General features: G+C 64.4%; 23 protein-coding genes, 1 tRNA gene and 1 pseudogene. 13 read left to right on the top strand and 12 right to left on the bottom strand.

Going from position 1 to position 23,431, the window contains the following annotated elements; genetic code table 11:
- From glp to AB0G16_RS33840, 6 genes are all read left to right on the top strand, one after another.
- Entirely contained in the window at positions 1 to 1,188 is a 1,188-nt protein-coding gene (gene glp, locus AB0G16_RS33815; protein ID WP_362814330.1) for a gephyrin-like molybdotransferase Glp, read from the top strand.
- A gap of 23 nt (positions 1,189 to 1,211) precedes the next feature.
- Complete coding sequence (moaC, locus tag AB0G16_RS33820; protein ID WP_362814296.1) at positions 1,212 to 1,682, top strand: cyclic pyranopterin monophosphate synthase MoaC; 471 nt, start codon at positions 1,212 to 1,214, stop codon at positions 1,680 to 1,682.
- 180 nt (positions 1,683 to 1,862) lie between these two features.
- A complete protein-coding gene (locus tag AB0G16_RS33825; protein WP_362814298.1) occupies positions 1,863 to 2,336 on the top strand; it encodes a MogA/MoaB family molybdenum cofactor biosynthesis protein in 474 nt (157 codons plus the stop codon).
- A 47-nt stretch (positions 2,337 to 2,383) separates the two neighbouring features.
- Positions 2,384 to 3,037 carry a GNAT family protein gene (locus AB0G16_RS33830; RefSeq protein WP_362814332.1) on the top strand — a complete coding sequence of 218 codons (654 nt, stop codon included), beginning with the start codon at positions 2,384 to 2,386 and terminating at the stop codon, positions 3,035 to 3,037.
- 124 nt (positions 3,038 to 3,161) lie between these two features.
- Entirely contained in the window at positions 3,162 to 4,010 is an 849-nt protein-coding gene (locus tag AB0G16_RS33835) for a hypothetical protein (RefSeq protein WP_362814300.1), read from the top strand.
- 57 nt (positions 4,011 to 4,067) lie between these two features.
- Positions 4,068 to 4,144 (top strand) — tRNA-Ala (locus tag AB0G16_RS33840).
- 244 nt (positions 4,145 to 4,388) lie between these two features.
- Here the strand turns inward: AB0G16_RS33840 and AB0G16_RS33845 are convergent.
- Both AB0G16_RS33845 and AB0G16_RS33850 read right to left on the bottom strand, forming a co-directional pair.
- A complete protein-coding gene (locus AB0G16_RS33845) occupies positions 4,389 to 6,038 on the bottom strand; it encodes a hypothetical protein (protein ID WP_362814302.1) in 1,650 nt (549 codons plus the stop codon).
- Positions 6,039 to 6,178: 140 nt separating this feature from the next.
- Entirely contained in the window at positions 6,179 to 7,102 is a 924-nt protein-coding gene (locus tag AB0G16_RS33850; RefSeq protein WP_362814304.1) for a hypothetical protein, read from the bottom strand.
- Positions 7,103 to 7,213: 111 nt separating this feature from the next.
- On the opposite strand from AB0G16_RS33850, the gene AB0G16_RS33855 reads away from it, so the two are divergent.
- Positions 7,214 to 7,489 carry a helix-turn-helix transcriptional regulator gene (locus AB0G16_RS33855; protein ID WP_362814306.1) on the top strand — a complete coding sequence of 92 codons (276 nt, stop codon included), beginning with the start codon at positions 7,214 to 7,216 and terminating at the stop codon, positions 7,487 to 7,489.
- Positions 7,490 to 7,740: 251 nt separating this feature from the next.
- Here AB0G16_RS33855 and AB0G16_RS33860 read toward each other — a convergent pair whose 3' ends face one another.
- The 3 genes from AB0G16_RS33860 to AB0G16_RS33870 all read right to left on the bottom strand — a co-directional run bounded on the left by AB0G16_RS33860 (position 7,741) and on the right by AB0G16_RS33870 (position 11,176).
- The gene (locus tag AB0G16_RS33860) at positions 7,741 to 8,205 is read right to left on the bottom strand and encodes a hypothetical protein (RefSeq protein WP_362814308.1); all 465 of its coding nucleotides are present in this window, start codon (positions 8,203 to 8,205) and stop codon (positions 7,741 to 7,743) included.
- A 257-nt stretch (positions 8,206 to 8,462) separates the two neighbouring features.
- The gene (locus tag AB0G16_RS33865) at positions 8,463 to 10,112 is read right to left on the bottom strand and encodes a hypothetical protein (RefSeq protein ID WP_362814302.1); all 1,650 of its coding nucleotides are present in this window, start codon (positions 10,110 to 10,112) and stop codon (positions 8,463 to 8,465) included.
- A gap of 140 nt (positions 10,113 to 10,252) precedes the next feature.
- Positions 10,253 to 11,176, bottom strand: a complete 924-nt coding sequence (locus AB0G16_RS33870) for a hypothetical protein (RefSeq protein ID WP_362814304.1) — start codon at positions 11,174 to 11,176, stop codon at positions 10,253 to 10,255.
- Positions 11,177 to 11,287: 111 nt separating this feature from the next.
- Between AB0G16_RS33870 and AB0G16_RS33875 the strand changes: the two genes are divergently transcribed.
- Positions 11,288 to 11,563 carry a helix-turn-helix transcriptional regulator gene (locus AB0G16_RS33875; protein WP_362814306.1) on the top strand — a complete coding sequence of 92 codons (276 nt, stop codon included), beginning with the start codon at positions 11,288 to 11,290 and terminating at the stop codon, positions 11,561 to 11,563.
- A 251-nt stretch (positions 11,564 to 11,814) separates the two neighbouring features.
- Here AB0G16_RS33875 and AB0G16_RS33880 read toward each other — a convergent pair whose 3' ends face one another.
- Positions 11,815 to 12,297, bottom strand: coding sequence for a hypothetical protein (locus tag AB0G16_RS33880; RefSeq protein ID WP_362814310.1), 483 nt, complete (start codon positions 12,295 to 12,297; stop codon positions 11,815 to 11,817).
- A gap of 294 nt (positions 12,298 to 12,591) precedes the next feature.
- Here AB0G16_RS33880 and AB0G16_RS33885 point away from each other — a divergent pair, with 294 nt between their 5' ends.
- The 3 genes from AB0G16_RS33885 (at position 12,592) to AB0G16_RS33895 (ending at position 14,383) form a co-directional block, all read left to right on the top strand.
- A complete protein-coding gene (locus AB0G16_RS33885; protein ID WP_362814312.1) occupies positions 12,592 to 13,038 on the top strand; it encodes a hypothetical protein in 447 nt (148 codons plus the stop codon).
- A 269-nt stretch (positions 13,039 to 13,307) separates the two neighbouring features.
- Positions 13,308 to 13,850 (top strand): winged helix-turn-helix domain-containing protein, encoded by a 543-nt coding sequence (locus AB0G16_RS33890; protein ID WP_362814314.1) that lies wholly within the window; start codon positions 13,308 to 13,310, stop codon positions 13,848 to 13,850.
- Entirely contained in the window at positions 13,775 to 14,383 is a 609-nt protein-coding gene (locus AB0G16_RS33895; protein ID WP_362814316.1) for a transposase, read from the top strand. The genes AB0G16_RS33890 and AB0G16_RS33895 overlap by 76 nt, the downstream gene beginning before the upstream one ends.
- 19 nt (positions 14,384 to 14,402) lie before the next feature.
- Here AB0G16_RS33895 and AB0G16_RS33900 read toward each other — a convergent pair whose 3' ends face one another.
- From AB0G16_RS33900 to AB0G16_RS33920, 5 genes and pseudogenes are all read right to left on the bottom strand, one after another.
- A complete protein-coding gene (locus AB0G16_RS33900) occupies positions 14,403 to 16,298 on the bottom strand; it encodes a UvrD-helicase domain-containing protein (RefSeq protein ID WP_362814318.1) in 1,896 nt (631 codons plus the stop codon).
- Positions 16,295 to 18,466, bottom strand: coding sequence for an AAA family ATPase (locus AB0G16_RS33905; protein ID WP_362814320.1), 2,172 nt, complete (start codon positions 18,464 to 18,466; stop codon positions 16,295 to 16,297). Before AB0G16_RS33905 ends, AB0G16_RS33900 begins: the two co-directional genes overlap by 4 nt.
- Before the next feature lie 507 nt (positions 18,467 to 18,973).
- Positions 18,974 to 19,805 (bottom strand): annotated as a pseudogene (locus AB0G16_RS33910) (transposase); the annotation flags it as partial.
- Between the two features lie 36 nt (positions 19,806 to 19,841).
- Positions 19,842 to 20,801, bottom strand: a complete 960-nt coding sequence (locus tag AB0G16_RS33915; RefSeq protein ID WP_362814322.1) for a hypothetical protein — start codon at positions 20,799 to 20,801, stop codon at positions 19,842 to 19,844.
- Between the two features lie 147 nt (positions 20,802 to 20,948).
- Positions 20,949 to 21,293, bottom strand: a complete 345-nt coding sequence (locus tag AB0G16_RS33920; RefSeq protein ID WP_362814334.1) for a DNA/RNA helicase domain-containing protein — start codon at positions 21,291 to 21,293, stop codon at positions 20,949 to 20,951.
- Here AB0G16_RS33920 and AB0G16_RS33925 point away from each other — a divergent pair.
- On the top strand, positions 21,180 to 22,460 hold the full coding sequence (locus AB0G16_RS33925) for a CHAT domain-containing protein (protein WP_362814324.1): 1,281 nt from the start codon (positions 21,180 to 21,182) through the stop codon (positions 22,458 to 22,460). The two genes, AB0G16_RS33920 and AB0G16_RS33925, sit on opposite strands and share 114 nt — an antisense overlap.
- A 54-nt stretch (positions 22,461 to 22,514) precedes the next feature.
- Here AB0G16_RS33925 and AB0G16_RS33930 read toward each other — a convergent pair whose 3' ends face one another.
- Complete coding sequence (locus AB0G16_RS33930; RefSeq protein WP_350969892.1) at positions 22,515 to 22,793, bottom strand: transposase; 279 nt, start codon at positions 22,791 to 22,793, stop codon at positions 22,515 to 22,517.
- Positions 22,794 to 23,041: 248 nt separating this feature from the next.
- Between AB0G16_RS33930 and AB0G16_RS33935 the strand changes: the two genes are divergently transcribed.
- Positions 23,042 to 23,314 carry a helix-turn-helix transcriptional regulator gene (locus AB0G16_RS33935; protein ID WP_362814326.1) on the top strand — a complete coding sequence of 91 codons (273 nt, stop codon included), beginning with the start codon at positions 23,042 to 23,044 and terminating at the stop codon, positions 23,312 to 23,314.
- The last annotated feature ends 117 nt before the right edge of the window (positions 23,315 to 23,431 follow it).

The raw sequence follows: 23,431 nt of genomic DNA on the forward strand, positions 1-23,431 counted from the left end.
ATGAGGTCGGTCGACGACCATCTCTCCGACATCCTGCGCACCGTACGGGTCCTCGCCCCGCTGGAGGTGGAGCTGGAGCGGGCGCTGGGCACCACGCTGGCCGAGGAGGTCACCTCCCCGGTCCCGCTGCCGCCCTTCGACAACTCGGCCATGGACGGCTACGCCGTGCGGTCCGAGGACGTCGCGGACGCCCCGGTGACGCTCCCGGTGATCGACGACATCGCCGCCGGCGACGGCCGCCTGCAGGCCATCGGCCCCGGCATGGTCACGCGGATCATGACGGGCGCCCCGATGCCCGCCGGGGCCGACGCGGTGGTCCCGGTCGAGTGGACCGACGGCGGCACGGCCCGCGTCGCGATCGGCCGCCCGGCGCGGGCGGGGAACGCCGTCCGCCGCTCCGGGGAGGACGTGCGCGCCGGGGACGTGGTCCTGCCCGCGGGCACCCCGATCGGGCCGGCCCAGCTCGGCGTGCTGGCCGGGGTCGGCCGCCGCCGGGTCCTGGTACGGCCCCGGCCCCGGGTGGTCGTGATCTCCACCGGCGCCGAGCTGGTCGAGCCGGGTCAGTCGCTGGGGCCGGGCCAGATCTGGGAGTCCAACAGCTACACGCTGGTCGCCGCCGTCCGTGAGGCGGGCGGCGACGGGTACCGGGCCGGGATCGTCACCGACGACGTCTCCCGCTTCCTCGACCAGCTCGACGCGCAGCTCCTGCGGGCCGACGTCGTGATCACCAGCGGCGGCGTCTCGATGGGCGCGTACGAGCCCGTCAAGGAGGCGCTGGGACCGCTCGGCACGGTCCGCTTCGACCGGGTGGCCATGCAGCCGGGCATGCCCCAGGGGTTCGGCGTGGTCGGCGAGGACAACGTCCCGATCTTCGCGCTGCCGGGCAACCCGGTGTCGTCGTTCGTGTCGTTCATGCTGTTCGTCCGGCCCGCGCTGCGGAAGATGCGCGGCCTGCCCGCCGGACCCACGCCGACGGTGCGGGCGACCACCACGGCCGCGCTGCGCTCGCCCGAGGGCAAGCGCTCCTACCTGCGCGGGGTCCTGGGCCCGGACGGCACGGTCGCGCCGGTGCTCAGGCAGGGCTCCCACCAGCTCGCCGCCCTGGCCTCGGCCGACGCGCTGATCGTGGTCCCCGAGTCGGTCACCGAGCTTCCCGAGGGCGCGGACGTGGAGGTCATCCCCCTGTGAGCGGTAACGGAGAGGACGACGGCATGACCGGATTCACCCACCTGGACGAGACGGGCGCCGCCCGGATGGTGGACGTCTCGGACAAGGACGTCTCCGCCCGTACAGCGACCGCCACCGGCAGGGTGCTGCTCGGCGCCGAGGCCGTGGCGCTGCTGCGGTCGGGGGAGATCCCCAAGGGGGACGCGATCGGGACCGCGCGGATCGCCGGCATCATGGGCGCCAAGCGCACCCCCGACCTGATCCCCCTCTGCCACCCCATCGCGCTGCACGGGGTCAAGGTCGAACTGACCGTGGTCGACGAGGGCGTGGAGATCACCGCCCGGGTCAGGACGGCCGACCGCACCGGCGTCGAGATGGAGGCGCTGACCGCGGTCTCGGTCGCGGCCCTGGCACTGATCGACATGGTCAAGGCGGTCGACCCGGCGGCCGTGATCACGGACGTCCGCGTCGAGGAGAAGACCGGCGGCAAGACCGGGATCTGGACCCGCCCCTGAGGCACTCGCCGGCCGGGGACCTTCACGGGCCAGGGGCTCCGCGTGCCGGGCTCTCACGAGCCGGGACATCACGGGGGCCGGGACGGCGACGGCCGGGGCCGGCGGGGCTGGGATGATGACCGTCCGACCGCTCCCCGCCCCGGATCCCGGCGCCGGGGATCCCCAGCACGGAGGTGTTCGATGAGAGCTCTGGTGATCACCGCGTCCAACCGGGCCGCCGCCGGGACGTACGAGGACACCTCGGGCAGGTTGCTGGCCGAGCTGCTCACCGCGGCCGGGTGCGACGTGGACGGCCCGAGGGTCGTCCCCGACGGCGAGCCCGTCGAGGCGGCGCTGCGCGCCGGGGTGGCCGAGGCGTACGACGTGATCGTCACCACCGGCGGCACCGGGCTGACCCCGGCGGACCTCACCCCCGAGATGACCCGGCGGGTGATCGACAGGGAGATCCCCGGCATCGCCGAGGCCGTCCGGCAGGCCGACCGGGACAGGGTGCCGACCTCGATCCTGTCCCGGGGGCTCGCGGGCCAGGCGGGGAGCACGCTGATCGTCAACCTGCCGGGGTCCTCCGGCGGCGTACGCGACGGCATGGCCGTGCTCGCCCCCGTCCTGCGGCACGCCGTGGACCAGATCCACGGGGGGGATCACCCTCGCTGATCCGGGTGGCCTGCTTCCATGGCACGGCAGGTCACCTTGGGGGGATGATGGAGGGCGTGGATCGACTACGTGGCTGGCCGGTGACCCTGGCCGAGGGCCCGGTGGGACTCCGGCCGCTGCGGCTGAGGGACGTGCGCGTCTGGCGGGAGTCGCGGCTCCGCAACGCCGACTGGCTCCGCCCCTGGGAACCCACCAACCCCGAGACCCCTCTTTTCAAGACCGGCCTGGGCCCGTACGTGTCGATGGCCGGAACGCTCCGCAGGGAGGCCAGGCAGGGGCTCGCGCTGCCCTGGGTCGTCACCTACGAGGACGCCTTCGCCGGACAGCTCACCGTGGGCGCCATCGTCTGGGGTTCGGCCAGGTCCGCGCAGATCGGCTACTGGATCGACGGCGCGCTGGCCGGGCGCGGCATCACCCCCACCGCCGTCGCCCTGGCCGTCGACCACTGCTTCTTCACCACCGGCCTGCACCGCGTCGAGGCCAACATCCGGCCGGAGAACCAGGCGAGCCGCAGGGTGGTCGAGAAGCTGGGCTTCCGCGAGGAGGGCGTCAGGCGCAGGCACCTGCACATCGACGGCGCCTGGCGCGACCACATCTGCTACGCGCTCACCGTCGAGGACGTGCCGAGAGGGCTGATCGGGCGGTGGCGGAGGGACCGCGAGGCGGCCGCGCACGGGGGCGGCCCACATGAAGAGGTTTGAAGAACTCGCGACACACCGCATCGAATGCTCGTCAAATAGTGACACGCGGTCTTACGGTGCGTGACATGAGCAGATCGAGGACGCCGGGAGAGCACGCGCGTCTTCACGCTGCTCGGAGGCGGCCATGAGCGTCTTCCTGTACCTGGCCATCGTCGTCATGTGGTTGTGCGTGCTCGTGCCCATGTGGCTGCGCCGCGACCGCAACACCTACGCCGACCAGGACAAGGACGCCAGCCCGTACGCGTACGAGGAGCAGGGCGCCGACGAGGACTCCACCAACACGCTCGCCGAGCCGCTGCCCGTGTCCCCGTCCACGTTCGCGGCGTCCTCGTCGTCCTCGGTGTCCTCCTCCGTGTCGGCCTCGTTCCCGGCCGAGCCCGCCTCCGGCCCCTCGTCCGCCCCGGAGCCCGGTGAGCCCGGCACTTCCGGGGACGAGGCGTCCGAGTCCGGTGCCGGGGAGGCCTCGCCGGACGCCGGTACCGCGTCCGAGGCGCCGTCCAGGGCGTCCGGGACGCCTGGGACCGTGTCCGAGGGCGGGTCCGGCACCGATGGCGCGCCCGCCGGGCCGGTCCGGCCGGCCATGACCCGGGCGGAGGCCGAGCGCCGCCGGGCCGAGGGACGCCGTCGTGCCAGGCACGTGGCCAAGCGCAGGCGCCTGACGCTCTGGTGCGCGCTGCTCCTGCTCGCCTCCGTGGTGGCGGCGGGCCTTCAGATCATCCCCTGGTGGGGCGTGGCGCCCTCCGTGGTTCTTCTGGGCCTCTATCTCGCCGTCCTGCGGGCCACGGTCCAGATTGACGCCGAGCGCCGTAGAGCCGCCGCTCAGGCCCACGCGGAACGTGCCAGACGCGCCCGCCGCCGCGCCGCCCTGCTGGAGACCCGACGGCCGGTGGCCGAGATCATCGACCTGGACGCGCACCGCGACGAGATCTTCGACCAGTACGCCGAGTCGCCCCGCCGCGCGGTCGGCGACTGACCGGAGCCAAGGGTGGCGCGAGCGCCCCCGGAAGTTTGCTAACCTAGTCCACGTCTTGGGGATGTAGCGCAGTCCGGTAGCGCACTTCGTTCGCATCGAAGGGGTCAGGGGTTCGAATCCCCTCATCTCCACCAGGGGCCGTTCTTGAAATGGCTGGACTGAGGTTGACGGGATCCCGTCTGATCATCGCGATCAGGCGGGATCTTGTCGTTCCAGGGGCTTCCGAATTGGGTTCGTCCTGGTTTGGGAGCCGCGGAGCAAGGGTCGGGGAAGGCCCGGGTGGTGTCAGGGCGCTGGTGGAGGTCGGAGTTCGTGTCGCTGGGCATGGCGATGTCGGCTCCGGGCTGGGTATTACGACAAGGTGATCTGAAGGGTGGGTTATGGGACGGGTGGTGGCCTGCTCCGGCCCGTGAGCGGCGAGCGATCGAGGCGCTCTGCGGGGATCTCGACGATGTCGACGGATGTGTCGGGCTCGTCTGGGGGTTGGTGGATGTGGCGCCACTGGTCGAGGAAGTGGTCGTTGGCAACGGTGACGAGCAATGCGACCAGGATGGTCTGGGCGACGCGGCCGTGGGCGAGCCTGTTCTTCGGATCGCCGAGGTCGAGGTCGTGGCCCTTGAGGCGGCCGTTCAGCCCTTCGGTCATGGCCCTGGCAGCGGAGTACGTCCCCCGCCACGAAGGGCTGAGGTAGTGCAGATCCTGGCGGAACTTGTCGAGGTGGCCGAGGTCGCCGGGGTGCAGGGTGATGGTGTGCTGGTGGCAGATCTTCGGCAGCTCGCCGGTCTTGTGGTCGGGGGTGGGGGGCAGGACGCGGGGTTTGGCCGCAGGGTGGGCGGCTCGTTGCCGGGCGTCGGTCAGGTCGACCGCAGCGGGTTGGCTGGGTCCGCGCTGGCGGAGGCGGTCGAAGCGGGGGCAGGTGACCGACGGGGAGGTGCCTGCCGCCGGGCACTGGAAGCGGATGGCGCCCTCTGCGTTCGGGCTTTGTTTGAGCCGCAGCAAGTACGGTTCTCGCGCGGCGATCAACGCGGTGAGTTCTTGCGATGGTGTGCGGATGGCGGTGTCGTCCAGGCCCGTGGTCGCTTGGGCGAGCCGGTCGGGGATGAGCGGGCAAGCGAGGGTACCGTCGATGAGCAGGGCCCCGTGGGCGCTGCCCTGCACCCCCCGTTGATCGACTTTGTAGTCGAGGGCGAGTCGGTAGCCGAGTTCGCGTGCGGGTTGGGCGAAGTGGGCGGGTTGCTGGTCGGTATAGGCGCGGTCGACGACGGCGAAGGCGGTGGGAAAGCCGAGAGCGACCAAGGGTTTCAAGGTGGTGATGGCGTTGGCGCCGATGCGTTTACCGGGTGTGTCCAGGACCAGGCCGAGCGCCAGCTGCGGGAAGGAATCGAGAACCGAGCCGGTGCGGGCGGCGACGGTGAGGGTGGCGCTGTAGCCGTATTCGGCTGGGCCGGCCCCGGCGGAGTGGTGCCAGCCCGCGGTGATCTCGGTGGAGGCGATCAGTTCGCCGGTGGAGCGGCGAACTCGGGGTGGGCGGGCGAAGACCGGCGTGGCGGTGGTGTCGATGCCGACGTCACCGCGAAAGCCTGCCAGATGGCCGCGGCCCTTGTTCCAGCGGACCGCGGTGAGCACGAGCGCGGTGACGATGTCTTGCAGCAGTTTCCGCTTGCGGGTGTGGCCGGGGTCGTCGTCTTGCCAGGCGGTGGCGATCAGGTCGGCCTGGTGTTGGGGCAGGCGGGTGCGGCGGTCGTGTCGGGCGACATCCAGCAGGGTGGTGAGCCGGTCGAAGGCGCGGTAGAAACGCCGGTTGTCGGCCAGGCAGGCGTGCACATCGTCGGCAGGTGGCCGGTCGGCGTCCAGTCCCAGATGCTTCCGGGAAGTCGGGGACAGACAGAAGGCAGCCAGCCGCCAGGCTTCGGCCAGGGTGGCTTTGCCGCTGTAGTGGATCGAGAGCATCAGGCAGACGAGCACCGCCCGGATCGGCATTCCCGCCGGTCCGGGGCGTGGGCCGAGCTCGTTGTCGATCAACGTCATGATGCCGGAGTCATCCAGCAGCCGGGCGTAGTGACTGGTGGTGGCGTTGGGGATTTGTGCCGTCTGTTTGGTGGGAGGCCGTGGGCGGGTGGCTCGGGCTCGGGTGGTGCGCGGCGGCCAGGCGCGTGGCTTCGCCGTACTCACCTGCCGCGGCCGCGCAGCAGCGCAACCGCGGTGAGCTCGCTCAAGGCAGGGACGAAATGCTGGTAGCGGGCCAGCGCGGAGGTGCTCGTCCCGGCTGCGGCGGCCACCACGCCCACATCGATCCGCGCGCTCAGCAACTCGACGATCCAGGAGGAACGCAGCCGGCGCACCGATACGGCGGGCAGGCCGCCGGTCGGCCGGTGGCGGGCCGTCCAGGAGCTGAACAGGTTCTTGGCATGCCGGGAGGCACGCCCGGGCCGGAAAACGAAGGCATCGCCGGCCCGGTCCGTGGCCTGAGCGAGGATGTCCTCCCAGGCAGCGCGGCAGACGATCAACCGCTCGGTGCCGGGGACGGTGACCACGATCGCGCCGGAGTCCAGGCGATGCAGGTGCCCGGTTCGGACGGCGGCCACTTCTCCAGAGGTCAGGCCGCAACCGAAGGCAAGTGCCATCAACGCCAACGCGTCGTCTCTGGCTTGGCCAGACAGGTGTTCGGCCCAGCCGCGAAGGCGGCTGAGCTGGGCCGGCGAGTACGGCGGGCTGACCTTCTTGGGTGCTTTCATCGGTGGCGGCGTCTGTTCGCCGCGTTCCAGCCAGGCGAGGGTAGCGCGCATGTGCCGCAGCCAGCTGCGGTAGGTCTGGGCCGAACTCGGGGCCAGGTCGGTGCAGCCGGTCAGGACGAATGCGTCGATCGTCTCGTGTCGCAGCCACACTTCCGGGTTATCCGGCAGGCCGGAGCGGTGGCACCACACGGCCAGGCGGGTGGTCGCGGTGAGCAGCCGTTCCACCCGGTAGGGGGAGCGCTCAGCGCTGGCGGCGACCAGCATCCGCACATGCCCGCAGATGTGGTCCCACTCCGGTGGAGCGTTCTGCGGCCGGTAGCTGGTGATCTTTGCCGAGGTCGCGGGATCGAGGGTCACACCCCATCCATAGCGGCAGAACAACCTGCCGTTACGCAGAGCGACGACATCCACCGAAAGGATCTGTTTGTCATGGTCGGAGGACGCGCGCGCTCTCGCTCTCCCCGGGAGTTGGCCGAGGACCCGGAGAACTGGCCCTACGCGGACCTGTCCGGCCATCCGGCCGCCCTCGCCGTTCAGGCCATCGCCGCCGCTCTGCAGAACGTGATGGCCGAGCAGGGGCTGAGTTTCCGCCGCCTGGCTGAGGTGTCCGGGGTGAACCGGCAGACCGTCAACGACGTGGCTGTCGGCCGTTGCTGGCCCGACGTGGCCACCATCGCCCAGTTGGAGGCGGGATTGGGCATCCGGTTGTGGCCTGATCCGCCCGTCAGGCCGAAGAGAAGCTGACTCGGGACGAGTTCGGTTTCGCCCTGGTGAGGGCATCGTCGGTCCTTCCCGCCGCGACCCTGCCGATGCCAGGGCAGGCGAAATCCGGGCTCGACGTCTCCCCAAGACACCTCGTTCAGGTTACTCTCGGGAATGCGGGAGCCACTGTCGGTTAGTCCTGCTGGGCGCTCACGCAACCCGGGTGCCGCCGAGGGCCTAATCTCGGCGGCACCAATTTGTTTAAGGCAGAGGCCGTGATCACATATCGGCGGTCAAACGGCCTCCCAGCTGGGCGCGTGCCCGTTGGTATTGGGGGCGAGCGCATAAAGCCCGTCCGCTTCGCGCTGTAGCCAGCCGTCGCTCACTAGCCGCTGCAGCCGGGAGCGCATTCCCTCCACTTGTGAGCGGGTATCCGGCTTGCCGATGGCTTGTGCGATCTCTCGCGCCCGCATGGGTTTCTCGGCTGTGGCCAGAAACGCCACCACCTGCCGCCGGAAGCCTCGCAGGGGTGGCAGGCGTGGCGGCTCGTCAGCGAGATCGCTATGGGCCGAGCCGGACGGCTCCTCGATGACCACGTCGTCGTCTGCGGCCGTGTCGGTTTCGCTGGGCTCGTCGTCGGCGAACTCCGTCAAAGTCTCACGAGTGATTGCCAGCCGACGCAGTTGCTCTTCGATGGCGGCCAGTTGCGCTCGTAGTTCGTCCGCCTGCTGCCGTGCGGTCGCCTCGGCTTGAGTCACACGTTCCAACAGTGGGGCCGTTCTTGAAATGGCTGGACTGAGGTTGACGGGATCCCGTCTGATCATCGCGATCAGGCGGGATCTTGTCGTTCCAGGGGCTTCCGAATTGGGTTCGTCCTGGTTTGGGAGCCGCGGAGCAAGGGTCGGGGAAGGCCCGGGTGGTGTCAGGGCGCTGGTGGAGGTCGGAGTTCGTGTCGCTGGGCATGGCGATGTCGGCTCCGGGCTGGGTATTACGACAAGGTGATCTGAAGGGTGGGTTATGGGACGGGTGGTGGCCTGCTCCGGCCCGTGAGCGGCGAGCGATCGAGGCGCTCTGCGGGGATCTCGACGATGTCGACGGATGTGTCGGGCTCGTCTGGGGGTTGGTGGATGTGGCGCCACTGGTCGAGGAAGTGGTCGTTGGCAACGGTGACGAGCAATGCGACCAGGATGGTCTGGGCGACGCGGCCGTGGGCGAGCCTGTTCTTCGGATCGCCGAGGTCGAGGTCGTGGCCCTTGAGGCGGCCGTTCAGCCCTTCGGTCATGGCCCTGGCAGCGGAGTACGTCCCCCGCCACGAAGGGCTGAGGTAGTGCAGATCCTGGCGGAACTTGTCGAGGTGGCCGAGGTCGCCGGGGTGCAGGGTGATGGTGTGCTGGTGGCAGATCTTCGGCAGCTCGCCGGTCTTGTGGTCGGGGGTGGGGGGCAGGACGCGGGGTTTGGCCGCAGGGTGGGCGGCTCGTTGCCGGGCGTCGGTCAGGTCGACCGCAGCGGGTTGGCTGGGTCCGCGCTGGCGGAGGCGGTCGAAGCGGGGGCAGGTGACCGACGGGGAGGTGCCTGCCGCCGGGCACTGGAAGCGGATGGCGCCCTCTGCGTTCGGGCTTTGTTTGAGCCGCAGCAAGTACGGTTCTCGCGCGGCGATCAACGCGGTGAGTTCTTGCGATGGTGTGCGGATGGCGGTGTCGTCCAGGCCCGTGGTCGCTTGGGCGAGCCGGTCGGGGATGAGCGGGCAAGCGAGGGTACCGTCGATGAGCAGGGCCCCGTGGGCGCTGCCCTGCACCCCCCGTTGATCGACTTTGTAGTCGAGGGCGAGTCGGTAGCCGAGTTCGCGTGCGGGTTGGGCGAAGTGGGCGGGTTGCTGGTCGGTATAGGCGCGGTCGACGACGGCGAAGGCGGTGGGAAAGCCGAGAGCGACCAAGGGTTTCAAGGTGGTGATGGCGTTGGCGCCGATGCGTTTACCGGGTGTGTCCAGGACCAGGCCGAGCGCCAGCTGCGGGAAGGAATCGAGAACCGAGCCGGTGCGGGCGGCGACGGTGAGGGTGGCGCTGTAGCCGTATTCGGCTGGGCCGGCCCCGGCGGAGTGGTGCCAGCCCGCGGTGATCTCGGTGGAGGCGATCAGTTCGCCGGTGGAGCGGCGAACTCGGGGTGGGCGGGCGAAGACCGGCGTGGCGGTGGTGTCGATGCCGACGTCACCGCGAAAGCCTGCCAGATGGCCGCGGCCCTTGTTCCAGCGGACCGCGGTGAGCACGAGCGCGGTGACGATGTCTTGCAGCAGTTTCCGCTTGCGGGTGTGGCCGGGGTCGTCGTCTTGCCAGGCGGTGGCGATCAGGTCGGCCTGGTGTTGGGGCAGGCGGGTGCGGCGGTCGTGTCGGGCGACATCCAGCAGGGTGGTGAGCCGGTCGAAGGCGCGGTAGAAACGCCGGTTGTCGGCCAGGCAGGCGTGCACATCGTCGGCAGGTGGCCGGTCGGCGTCCAGTCCCAGATGCTTCCGGGAAGTCGGGGACAGACAGAAGGCAGCCAGCCGCCAGGCTTCGGCCAGGGTGGCTTTGCCGCTGTAGTGGATCGAGAGCATCAGGCAGACGAGCACCGCCCGGATCGGCATTCCCGCCGGTCCGGGGCGTGGGCCGAGCTCGTTGTCGATCAACGTCATGATGCCGGAGTCATCCAGCAGCCGGGCGTAGTGACTGGTGGTGGCGTTGGGGATTTGTGCCGTCTGTTTGGTGGGAGGCCGTGGGCGGGTGGCTCGGGCTCGGGTGGTGCGCGGCGGCCAGGCGCGTGGCTTCGCCGTACTCACCTGCCGCGGCCGCGCAGCAGCGCAACCGCGGTGAGCTCGCTCAAGGCAGGGACGAAATGCTGGTAGCGGGCCAGCGCGGAGGTGCTCGTCCCGGCTGCGGCGGCCACCACGCCCACATCGATCCGCGCGCTCAGCAACTCGACGATCCAGGAGGAACGCAGCCGGCGCACCGATACGGCGGGCAGGCCGCCGGTCGGCCGGTGGCGGGCCGTCCAGGAGCTGAACAGGTTCTTGGCATGCCGGGAGGCACGCCCGGGCCGGAAAACGAAGGCATCGCCGGCCCGGTCCGTGGCCTGAGCGAGGATGTCCTCCCAGGCAGCGCGGCAGACGATCAACCGCTCGGTGCCGGGGACGGTGACCACGATCGCGCCGGAGTCCAGGCGATGCAGGTGCCCGGTTCGGACGGCGGCCACTTCTCCAGAGGTCAGGCCGCAACCGAAGGCAAGTGCCATCAACGCCAACGCGTCGTCTCTGGCTTGGCCAGACAGGTGTTCGGCCCAGCCGCGAAGGCGGCTGAGCTGGGCCGGCGAGTACGGCGGGCTGACCTTCTTGGGTGCTTTCATCGGTGGCGGCGTCTGTTCGCCGCGTTCCAGCCAGGCGAGGGTAGCGCGCATGTGCCGCAGCCAGCTGCGGTAGGTCTGGGCCGAACTCGGGGCCAGGTCGGTGCAGCCGGTCAGGACGAATGCGTCGATCGTCTCGTGTCGCAGCCACACTTCCGGGTTATCCGGCAGGCCGGAGCGGTGGCACCACACGGCCAGGCGGGTGGTCGCGGTGAGCAGCCGTTCCACCCGGTAGGGGGAGCGCTCAGCGCTGGCGGCGACCAGCATCCGCACATGCCCGCAGATGTGGTCCCACTCCGGTGGAGCGTTCTGCGGCCGGTAGCTGGTGATCTTTGCCGAGGTCGCGGGATCGAGGGTCACACCCCATCCATAGCGGCAGAACAACCTGCCGTTACGCAGAGCGACGACATCCACCGAAAGGATCTGTTTGTCATGGTCGGAGGACGCGCGCGCTCTCGCTCTCCCCGGGAGTTGGCCGAGGACCCGGAGAACTGGCCCTACGCGGACCTGTCCGGCCATCCGGCCGCCCTCGCCGTTCAGGCCATCGCCGCCGCTCTGCAGAACGTGATGGCCGAGCAGGGGCTGAGTTTCCGCCGCCTGGCTGAGGTGTCCGGGGTGAACCGGCAGACCGTCAACGACGTGGCTGTCGGCCGTTGCTGGCCCGACGTGGCCACCATCGCCCAGTTGGAGGCGGGATTGGGCATCCGGTTGTGGCCTGATCCGCCCGTCAGGCCGAAGAGAAGCTGACTCGGGACGAGTTCGGTTTCGCCCTGGTGAGGGCATCGTCGGTCCTTCCCGCCGCGACCCTGCCGATGCCAGGGCAGGCGAAATCCGGGCTCGACGTCTCCCCAAGACACCTCGTTCAGGTTACTCTCGGGAATGCGGGAGCCACTGTCGGTTAGTCCTGCTGGGCGCTCACGCAACCCGGGTGCCGCCGAGGGCCTAATCTCGGCGGCACCAATTTGTTTAAGGCAGAGGCCGTGATCACATATCGGCGGTCAAACGGCCTCCCAGCTGGGCGCGTGCCCGTTGGTATTGGGGGCGAGCGCATAAAGCCCGTCCGCTTCGCGCTGTAGCCAGCCGTCGCTCACTAGCCGCTGCAGCCGGGAGCGCATTCCCTCCACTTGTGAGCGGGTATCCGGCTTGCCGATGGCTTGTGCGATCTCTCGCGCCCGCATGGGTTTCTCGGCTGTGGCCAGAAACGCCACCACCTGCCGCCGGAAGCCTCGCAGGGGTGGCAGGCGTGGCGGCTCGTCAGCGAGATCGCTATGGGCCGAGCCGGACGGCTCCTCGATGACCACGTCGTCGTCTGCGGCCGTGTCGGTTTCGCTGGGCTCGTCGTCGGCGAACTCCGTCAAAGTCTCACGAGTGATTGCCAGCCGACGCAGTTGCTCTTCGATGGCGGCCAGTTGCGCTCGTAGTTCGTCCGCCTGCTGCCGTGCGGTCGCCTCGGCTTGAGTCACACGTTCCAACAGTGACATCGCCATCGCCTCCCAGGGGAGAAGCAGTCATAGCCGCCTGCCGCATTCACGCCATGCGACCAACCACTCCACACTGTAAACGGTGCAGCACTGGCAGTCACTAGCACACTTCAAGATCCTTGCTTATCGTCACTGTGGAAAGCTCGGGCGAAGCCTTCAAGGGACCGGGAAGGTATGCCTGAGTAGTTGCCCTGTTGTGCGCGCCGAGCCAGGATCGCTCGCGTGAGCGTCTTCTGTGAGTACTACCGAGCTGCGGATCGGGCGGCGGCGATGGTCCAGCCGGACCTTTCCCGGGTGATCGACGATCCTGAGTACGGAGTCGCCGGGTTCGACGCCGTGGAGACCAAATGGATCGACCCTCAGGTGATCCTGGGCCAGCTCGTGGCGTTCATCGGCGATGTCGACTTCTCCTTCGACCTGGTCGATGCGGTGCCCCTGTACCCCTCGTATCCCGATCCGGCCCCGCAGACCGACGAGGAGTGGGACGCCCTGCCTGAGGACTCCCCCTACCTGGGCGGGGCGGCCATCTACGAGTTGCCGGTGAACGCGCGTGACACCCTCGCCGGCGCGGACGACTCGTCCCTGCCCGCGGTGGCGGAACGCTGGACGACGATCGAAGAGTTCTCTTTCTCCTCCTCGGACGACAGGGAATACCTGCTGTCCCTAGTCAAGGATCTTGTCGGGCTAGCCCGCCGCGCGAAGGAGCAGGACCAACTGCTCTACTGCTGGATGTTCGTCTGACCGAGGTGGTCACCGGAAGAGTTCGGCTTCCAGACCGGAGACCTTTGTTAGGAGATGCAACCGGACAGCCTGCTGCTTCTTACCCAGGCCTACTCACTAGTACCTTTAACGACGAAGTGTTGCGAGCACCGATTAAATCGACCTAGTCCATGCGATTCTGAAAACATTGTACAGCACCTTGTTGCTAGAGAGCTTTAAGCGCTTGGGTTACGGGCTTGTGGCTGTACGGGAGGGCTGACTGCGGTCGGTTGCGGGGTTATGCCGGTGGGATGAGGTATCCCGACAGCGGCGGGTTGACCACCGAGCAGCGCGTGAAGCGGGAACGAGTGCGGTTACAGGCGGCTGACCGGTTCGCCCAGGGCGCCACCGATGCGCAGGTGGCGCGGGAGTTCCGGGTGTCGCGGATGTCGGCCAATCGGTGGCGGCGCGCTTTTGAGGCGGCGGGCCGCGAGGGGCTGCTGTCGAAGGGGCCGGGCGGCGAGGTCTGCCGGCTCGACCCGGGCCAGGTGGTGGAGCTGGAGAGCGTGCTGGAGGCCGGGCCGGTCGCGCAGGGGTGGGATGACCAGTGCTGGACGTTGTCCCGGGTCGCTGAGGTGGTGCGCCGCCGGTTCGGGGTCGGCTACACCCCGGCCGGGATCTGGTACCTGCTGCGCCGGGCGGGGTGGTCCTGGCAGGCGCCCTCGCGCAGGGCGGCCGAACGGGATGAACAGGTCATTGCCGCCTGGAAGGACGAGCAGTGGCCGATCATAAAAGGGCCGCGGCCGAGTTGGGAGCATGGATCTGCTTCGAAGACGAGGCGGCCCAGACCTTGAGGTCACCCCGAGGGTGGACGTGGGGTCGGCGCGGCGCCACGCCGGTGGTGGCCGTGACTGCCGCGGGCGGCGGCCGGATCTCCATCACCGCATTGGTCGCGGTGAAACCGGCCGATCCTGCTGCCGGAGCCCGGCTGATCTACCGCACCCGCTCGCATCGCGGACGCAAGGGCGAGCCCAAAGGCTTCACCGCCACCGACTACGCGGCCTTGTTCGATGCCGCGCATCAGCAGCTCGGGGCGCCGCTGGTGGTGGTGTGGGACAACCTCAACACCCACCGCTCGGCCAGGATGCGCGAACTGATCGCCAACCGCCCCTGGCTGACGGTCTTCTACCTGCCCGCCTACGCGCCGGAGTTCAATCCGGTCGAGGCGGTCTGGGCGCACATGAAGAAATCCCTGGCCAACCTGGCGACCCGCAACGTGGATCAGCTTCTCGGCCTGGTCAGGAACCGGCTCAAACGCATCCAGTACCGCCGTCACCTGCTCGGCGGGTTCCTCGCCAAGACCGGCCTCGACATGCAGCCGCCATAACCTCAGCCATTAAAGCTCTCTAGCTACCCTCACCGGCGATGTCGTCTATGGCAAGCACTTTGGCTTCTGCCGATATGCCTGACTGCTCAATGGCAGTTTTGGCGACTGCGGGATCACTTGCAAAAATTACAACGGCGAGTGAGTTAATCGCCCTCGAAACACAAACGTAGAACAGCCTGCGCGTCCGCCCCAAGACAGAATCTTTTCCGCTATCCACATTTTTAATGTCTGTATCGGATAATTCTCTAATTCCTAAAAGCTTCTCGTATGAGTAAAGACTGTAGTTTGCTTCCATATCGTCTAGCACAACAATGACTTTGAGGAACTCGGCACCCTTAGTGCCATGCTGAGTGGAGTAGGGAGATTGCTCGTCGATGTATTCACAGTAGGGGCGAACTTCCGCGATATCACACGCCATGAAAGAATCAAGGACCTCAACGGTTGTCAACGGCAACGCAGTGGGCTCATCTGTTTCATCGGGATAGAGATACGAATGGAACCTCGGGTCGGCGCTGACTAAGCCCTCTTGGATCACCAACTCCAGCGCGTTTCTCACGGAGCCAGGTCCGCCAGAATCCATGATTCGACGGAGACGAAGGACGGCCTCTCGTGCGATAGCGAGTCTGTCTTTGAAGGACTGGTGAGTGACGTCAGAGGAAAGAACTGTGCTGTGCTGTCGAAGAATCCTGATGATCGAAGGAGACTTGATGGACGCCGCATTGCAGATAGGAATTATGACTTCCCTGAATGGCCGGAGGGGCCACGCACTTCCCTCTTCAAATCCTAGTTTCAAGCTCTTAGAGTTGCTGTCATGAAACGCCTTATATAGTTCTTCAAACCCCATTTCCTTTGCAACCATGCGGTGCACGATCATCAAGATCTTTGCGCCATCCGCACTTCCCTTTGTGTCACTGGCCCAGCTCCCAGATGTGCTATGAAAACTTAGCCATTCCCGAACACGTTTTAATTGGCTGTTCCGCTCACAATCAGCTGGCAGGACGAAGAAAAACGCTTCTCCTTCCGGCTGTTTTTCCCTGTCAAGACCTGAGATTTGTACTAAACCGTCGGCCTGGAACCTTACCTGATTAATGACTTCGAGCACTCTCCTGGAGCTCCGGAAATTTTCCGGCTTTTCAATTGTTCTCCAGTTAGGCTCAGGCAAAATAGGGCCGACGCTGCGTTGATAAATCTGCTGCATCGGATCTCCGAAGAACCCAAGGCAAACCGTGTTTTTCGCCTGAGTGCCGATGCTCTTGAGCGCTTCAATCACTTCCGGGAAAGTATCCTGGCTCTCGTCGACAAATATATAGGGATACTTTTTAGCGATAATCTGCCGAAATAGCTTACTCTCCTTGATTACCTCAGGGGTCATGCGGATGATGTCTTCGTGGCCCAGAACACCTTTCGTGTAGTCACTTCCGACTCCGTAAGAGAACTTCTTAATCGAAGGGATAATTTCCAGTTGAGATTGGAGTTTATGCAGAGAAGAGAGATCTTTCTCGATGGTTGTGTTCTTGGTTCTCGAAGAGTAACTTTTCTGCTTTTCGATAATCTGCTGAATCTCTCGTTCTAGATGCCTCTGGACCCATGCCGAGATATCGCGATGGAAGCCCTTGATCAGAGACCATAAAAAACTATGAATGGTGGAAACGAAGATGAGTGGGCTGTTGCCCACGTCTGAATGGATCTCCTTGGCCGCGACTTCCGTATACGTGATACAGGCGACCTGCTGGGTTCGGGCGCTTAAGCGCGATCCATGTTTGGCGACGATATGGCTGAGTGCTTTAACAAGGGATGTGGTCTTTCCCGAGCCAGCCCCTGCGATCATGATAAAGCATTGAAGGGGTTCTGCGTCCAGCAGTTCTTTGAGTTCGCTATCGGCATCAGTATCAGGTGCATGGATACGGCGCGTCATCTGAGTTCCTCAAGGTCAAGTGAGCTCGGAGGAGGTACCTCTTTGGTTGGAAGCATTTGATCACTAAGCCAATTCAGGCCATCGAGGATGTACTGCGGAGGCTTCCACTCTTTGTCCTGTTCAGCGATAAGAGCGAGTGCGAACCTCGTCTTGTCGAGGTTCCTGACTTTTTCGTAGATATTCTTGTGTAACTCTTGGAGGCTAAGGCTATCGGATCCTCGAACTTGTAGCCCAATGGACGATTTTGTCTGCTCCTGCGTCCAGTCTAGGTTTTCGAGAGCGAATGCCTCTTCGAGAGTTCTACCAGCGAGATCGGCTTTCTCGCCGTTCCAGACTGCGGATTGCCGAGTTTGGTAGGCGACTCGAATTTTCCCAGACCCTCCGTTTTCAATATGGACGATTTTCCGACTGTCATCAAGGTCTAGCAATTCCTCGATCGAAGTCTCTTCGCGGAACCAGTGCTTGAGCGTCTCATTCGACGTGACTGCACCTGATTCAGTCGTCATGCAGGCTTTAGCGTTTTTCTCTAGCTTGCCTTCCTTATTCGGTTCTTGTGATGCCGAAACGCTGTCGAGGTCAGTGATCACAAGGGTAGTAATCTCCAGGAATTCCAGCAACTCCTGAAACACGTGAGCGAATGCACCACCGACCTCAAGTATCGTGAGATGACACTTCTTCAGCTCGGAGATATGTTGCTCGATTACGAGCGGCAACAGGAGGCGCTCTACGTTTCCCTCGACCAGGATTGCGGCATCTGCAAAGAAGAGATCGCAGTGCGTTAGTTTGAGGTATTGTTGCAGGAATTTTCGTGTCGGATCCTCTCCGCCACCATAGAAGATTGAGAGGTCTTTGACATCGCTGAAATTTGATGAGTTGTTTCGTCTCTCGCGACAGAAGTATCTAATCGACCGGAAGTTTCTCTCATACAGGACATGAGAGGAATGCGTCGTGACAACCATCTGGGTATGGAACCCGGATTTCGCTTCAGGTAGCATTCCAATCACCCTGCTGATGAATATTTGCTGCAGTTGTGCATGTAGATGGGCTTCAGGTTCCTCAATTATGATGAGGTGCACCGGTGGGCGTTCGTCGCCCGTGTTCTCCCACGCGAGATGAAAGTCGAAGATTTCGACGGCCATGTAGATCAGATTTTTGTAACCAAGTCCGTTATATAGATCAGGAAGAGCTAGTGACGTTCTTGAAGATTCGTTGCCGCTGGCGCCCGGAAGTGAGTAGTGAACTCTGGCGCTTGTACTCAGAATGTTTTGTATATCGAAAGAAGCTTTGACCATGAGTCCAGGATTGACTGAACCCGGGTAGCCCAAATGGTCTATACTTTTCAAAATTGATTCGAAGGCCTGCTCAAGGTGCTGGTTTAGTGCGGATTCTGACCCGGCGATTGCCTCAAGAGCATCCAGGCCGGCCTCAAATTTCTGCAAGTTTCGCTGATAATATCTACTGAGTCGTCGGGAAAGATCTTCCGAACGGCCGTGCGATTCCGAGTCTGCTAGATGTCGCTGAGCATGGAGAAAGTCGACTCTGATAAGTTTGCTCACAATAGAGCTGACGCTAGACGATCCTGTAGCGAGATAGTGTGGTTCGTAGCCGGGCTTCGGGAGCAAGTCATTATCAAATTCTCGGCTATCCAGAATATAGCACTGCATCTCGTACTCATTGAGAAGTCGTTTGCTTAGATAGTCGGTAAGACTGCGGGGCCACGGCTCGTAGATGGCCTCCACCTTCTCATCAGATTTCTTTCGATCTTTGCGTGCTTCTTGATAGTTTTGGATCAGTGATCGAGGGTCTTTGGGGGCGTAAGCCATACGTACACCGATGGGTTCACCGTCCCAGTCCAGCCCAGGCATGAGATCCATTACTCGATGAATATTTTCGTCGTCTACTTCGAGCCATAGGTCAAAACTGATCTCGGGTAAATCCTGAGGGTCTTCATTGACGGGATCGAAGCTATCGAAGACCTCCCAGCAATAAGCGGAGAAGTCATATATTTGAAAGCGTGCTTTCGGGTCTAGGAATCGTTGAAACACATGCGTTGCGGATGTCTTGCCACTGTTGTTTGCTCCAACAAAGACCGTTGCTTCCTTGTCTAGGTCTATCCTTACGCTCCTAAGGCGACGGAAATTTTCTACCCGAAACGACTTGATGTGCACCGAAGTCATTCCTTCCGTTTCACTGCCGACATCTCTTGGCACGTTCCAGAAACATGCGGCTCGCACGTTGCACCAAGATCGATGCACGCTGAGGCGATCTACGGCTACAGGGTGCGGCATGGTGACGGCACCTCGGCACCCTGTGGCGAGTTCGGTTCTTCTACTGGTGAGTGTTGGTCAGGTTAACCGAAGAGTGGCAGATGGGGGAGTCGATTCATGGATGTATGCGTCTGTGCAGTGTTGCTGTCGGTGTTACTGGGGCAACATTCTCAACAGGTCTCATGGCTGGGGGCTGACGGGTGGCGATCTTGTATCTGTCTCGGATGCTGCTCTCTTCGCTATCGGCTGGCGATCTGATCTCTACACATGCAGAAAAGGGTCATCCTTTATGTGGTATTTCGGATAGATGATTAGAGCTTTCGTTTGTGCACTCCTGAACGCAGCAGTGCGCAGGGACTGTACGGTTTTCGGCTCTGTCTCGTAATCGGTGGTAGCGCTGGGTGATGGTCACGGGAGGAGGATGCGGTGGCGAAGGAGGTCGAATCCGGCGCGGCCGTGCATCTGTCGCATGATTCTTTTCGTGCGGGTGTTGACGCCCTCGGTCCGGCCGTTGTGGTGGGGCAGGGTGAGAGCGGCATCGACGGCTGCGCGGTCGAGCTCCACTCCGTTGGCGAAGCTGTGCAGGTGAGGTAGGTCGGCAGCGCGTGCGGCAGTGATCCATGCGGTGAGCTGAGTGTCGTTTCCGACGGCAGGGGTGAGCAGTTCAGCGAAGGGGTGGATGAGACGAGCAAGTGGGGTCAGTTCGGGATATGCGGCGGTGAGATCCCGCCACAGGTGGCTGTTGGCGTCGCGTAGCCGGTCAGGGGCTGTGAGTAAGAGCCGGGTGAGATGGCGGGCAGTGATGACGGGCTGGTCGCCTTTGGCTCGGCCCGAGGCGAGGTAGCGGTAGAGGAGACTGAGGTTGCCGGTGTAGCCGAGTTCCTTGATCTCATGGAACAGCCGCATCACCGGGACGGCCGCATCCTCAGCGCGGCGGGCGCGTAGATGGTCGCGGTAGGGGGCGACGAGGGGCTGTCGGTAGCGCGGAGCACGGCGGACTTCCTCGGGCTCGCTTCTGCGGGCGTAGCGTTTGATGGTGTTCAGGGACACGTCGAGTCGGCGGGCGTATTCCAGCAAGCCAACACCCTTGCCGAGGAGGTCGTGAATCTGCTGCCAGCGCTCGCGGGTGGTCTGCTTGCGGACGCCCCTCGGACCGGGGCGGGTTGACCGCCGCCCAGCAGGAAGTATGAATCGCTCCGGGATCAGTGGAGACTTCATCAGGCCCGGAGCGATTCATGTTTGCGCTGGCCCTCGCAGGAGGCCAGCCCCAGCCTCCTCAGGAAACGGCGGCCTGGAGGTCGGCCCAAAGCGTGCGGAGGTTGCTGGTGACGGTCGCACCCGGCGGGCTGTGCTTGCTCGCCTGGTTGGCGAGGTGAGCGAACTTGTTGTCGGCGACGACGAAGTCCGCGTAGCCGGCCGCGCAGATGGCGTAAATCAGGTCGTTGAGGTCGTTGCGTTTCCATGAGTCGTTCGGGTCGCGAAAGCGCAGGTGGGTAATTTCCGTAACCCGTGCAATGAACGGCATCGCGCTGAACACGCTTAGGACATTATCGGGCCTCATCGTGGCCGCAAAGTCCTCTGGAGACAGGCCGAGATTATGCGCGATCATGGAGATCTCCACGTGCAGATCGCCCAGCGTCCAGGCTGCTGCGACCTGGCGAGGATCCCGTTCCGCAGGGTGCTCTGCGAGATACGTCTGGAACTCCTGGTGGGAACGGGCCCATCCTTCGATGACTGCGTCAGCCTGCTTGTTCTGCTCTGAGCTCTGGGTCTCATGGCGCAAGGCGAAGTTCCAGGTGTCGCGCCATACCAGTGCGTCTACCAGCCGCTGGGCGTCCTCTGTCAGCTCTGGATCCGCTGAGTGGAACGGCTCGAACTGAGAAGAGGGAAAAGGTGTCCCGGGCTGTCGGCTGAACACCTCGATATCGGCGGCTTCACCACTCAGTACAGCGGCTATCTCCGCGGCTCGTACGTCGACAGGGTGTCTCATGTGCCAGCCGTGATAGGCCTCGAGCATTGTGTCGGCCAGTTCTGCGCGTCGTTGCCCTCCGCCGGCGCGCGCCGTCTCGACCAGATGTGCCACGGATAGCGGGAGGCGAATCTCCCGGTTGGCTGCCATCTTCCATATCGCGTCCGCCGCCGTGAGCTCATCAAGATGCTGCACTTTGTGCCGTGCGTGCCGAGCGCGCGCCAGGGTGATCCAGTGGTTCTGGTCGAGATAGATGATCGGTGGCAATGCGTGTCCTGGGGGAGTGCGAGCGGGTGGGATGAGGCGAGGTATGGCGGCTGCCTCAGGCGGTGCAGGACGGGAGAGCCTGACCGGCTGCGGCGATGCGGCTGAGGCTGCGCATAGCAGCCTCAGCATGCGTTTTATGAGGGGATGTCAACCTTGGAGGTACGGGTGCGGTGCCAGGCGAAGTACTTCTCGCGCTCCTCGGTCCACCACGGCATGGTGTGACCCTATGCGCATGTTCGAGGGTACCGTCCTTGCGGGGGAGGACCAGGGCCAGCAGAAGCCGACCGCGATGCGGGCACTGCTGTTGGTCTCAGCGGCGCGGTTGTTGAGGAACTTCTCCATCGCCTCGGGGGGCGACGTGTAGTTCGTAGTTCTCCAGTGGCCGCCACCGGGCGGTGGTTCTCCGGGCACCAGACCGAGCAATTGCTCGAACCAGTGGATGTACTCCGGGTCGCCGCCGCAGCGGAACTGGCTGCGCAGGTCGATCCGCAGGCCCTCGTGCTTCATCGACAAAAGGTTCGCTACGGGCACACCGAACTGTCGGGCCGGACCGTCATGATGCTTGATAGCTGTGACGATCCGCAGGAGAAGCGAGTGTCGGAAAAGCAGTATCGAGACCAGATCGACCGCTACGCCAAGGAGCTTGCCACGCTTCGCAAGGACGAGGCCGCAGCCAAAACAGCGGCGGGGAAAGCTCGCGCCAGCGCCGCCACCTCCCGGGCGAAGATCAAACCTACGACCAGCGCGTCGATGGCACGCTCTTACGAGAACGCTGCCCAGCGTGCCGACAAGCAGGCTGCGGGAAGCGAGAAGAAAGCGGCTGATCTGGCAGGCAAAATCGCCGATCGTACGAAAAAACTCCACACAGCTGAGAGCGGCCTCGCTCGCGTCCAGCGCGCCACCACTCGTCGAGACGATCAAGCCTCGGCCAAGCAGCGCCGTGTCGAGCTCGATCACGCTCGTAAAGTTGCTCAACTGTCTCGGCCGGTGGTTCGTCACGTCCATGAGATCCGCAGCGTGCCGGCACCCCAGATTGAAGAGCTTCGCCTGCTCTATTTAACCGCCAACCCCGATTCGGATCTGCGCGTTGATGCCGAGGTCGCTCAGGTCCAGCGTGCCGTACGAGGCGCTCTGCATCGGGACTACGTGAAGATCAGCCATCGCCCGGCCGCGGCCCCTGAAGACCTGCTGGATGGTCTCAACGATCTCAAGCCTCACGTCGTGCACTTTTCCGGCCACGGCGGTGCGGGGGCCATCGTGATGGACAACAGCGACGTCGACGACCCTCAAGCTCGTGACCTGACCTTTGATCGGTTAGGTCGAGCGCTCGACACCGCCGCTCCGCCACCGGTGCTGCTGGTACTCAATGCCTGCGACACCGTTGAAGGCGCCGATGAGGACTTGCTGCCCATCGTGCCGGTGGTCATCGCTATGGCCTCCACGGTGCTCGACGCCACCGCAGCGGTCTTTGCCGCCCGCTTCTACGCCGCCATCGCGGCGGGAATATCCATCAAGAAGGCCTTTGACCAAGCAGTCCTCGGTGTAGAACTCGCCGGCCTCAGCGACGAGAGCTGGATGATCACTTTGGTGCATCGTGAGGATGTTGATCCGGCCGACACCGTTTTGGTATGCCTTCCTGTGGATACCCTCACGAGTTGACCTGCGGGCCAAGACGGTTGGGGCGCTGGCGGCATTCACCGCTGACCGCAGGAATTAGAGGGCCATCTCCCTGGCGAAATAAGCAGCCGCCCTGCGGAGGGTCTCTTTCTCTGTCTTCAGTATGGCAACCTGTTCGCGCAGCTGAGCGAGTTCCTCACGCTCGGTGTGGGCCAGGTGTGCCTTGGCGTCTGGAGCGTTACGCACCCAGGTGCGCAACGTCTCGCGGTTCACGTTGAGCTCCCGTGCCACATCCGCACAGCTTCGACCCGTCGAACGAACCAGGTTCACCGCGTTTTTCTTGAACTCAACGCCGAACCTTGATGGGCGTGTCACCGGTTCTCCTCCACGGGGCAAGATTTACGGCCAGGGTGTCCACACCTGCGTAGGCCTCCAAGTCAACAGGTGGTCAGTTGCGCGGAGGCAGTAGGCGGGAGCACGTTAGGGACCAAGCGAGAGATGTGATCAGAACGCTGGCTCGCCTGTCGTGCCCACCGCAAGCTACCGCGTCTGCCGTCACGCTGAGTGCTGTATACCAAGTTTGGTACGGACCTTGGCCGGGGCTGAGCACCAGCTTGGGGTTCGTGCCCTTTCCCTCTTCACGTCGACTCACTGAGCTGCGCATTCAATTCGGTCGTCGGCTCCGCGACGTACGTGAGCAGCACGGGCTGACCCAGGAACGTTTGGGGGAACTGGCCGATGTTGATCGTAAGACGATCAACCGGATCGAGAACGGTATGTACAGTCCGTTACTAGACCAGATCTTCAAGATCTCTGATGCCCTCGAAGTACCAGCGCGGGAGCTGTTCCCTGGCGCGGACGTGCACCGCGAAAGAGATCCTGCGTCAGACATGTAGCTGAATCCCTTGCCGAGGCGAGGACATCGGGAGCGGCACCTTCATGTCTGTGCTCGACCTGTCTGAGAGGGCGGTTCGCGAGTTGACGTCCCTTTCGCCGCTGGGATTGGGTGAGAC

The sequence above is a fragment of the Streptosporangium sp. NPDC023615 genome (assembly GCF_040640155.1).
Taxonomy (GTDB): Bacteria; Actinomycetota; Actinomycetes; order Streptosporangiales; family Streptosporangiaceae; genus Streptosporangium.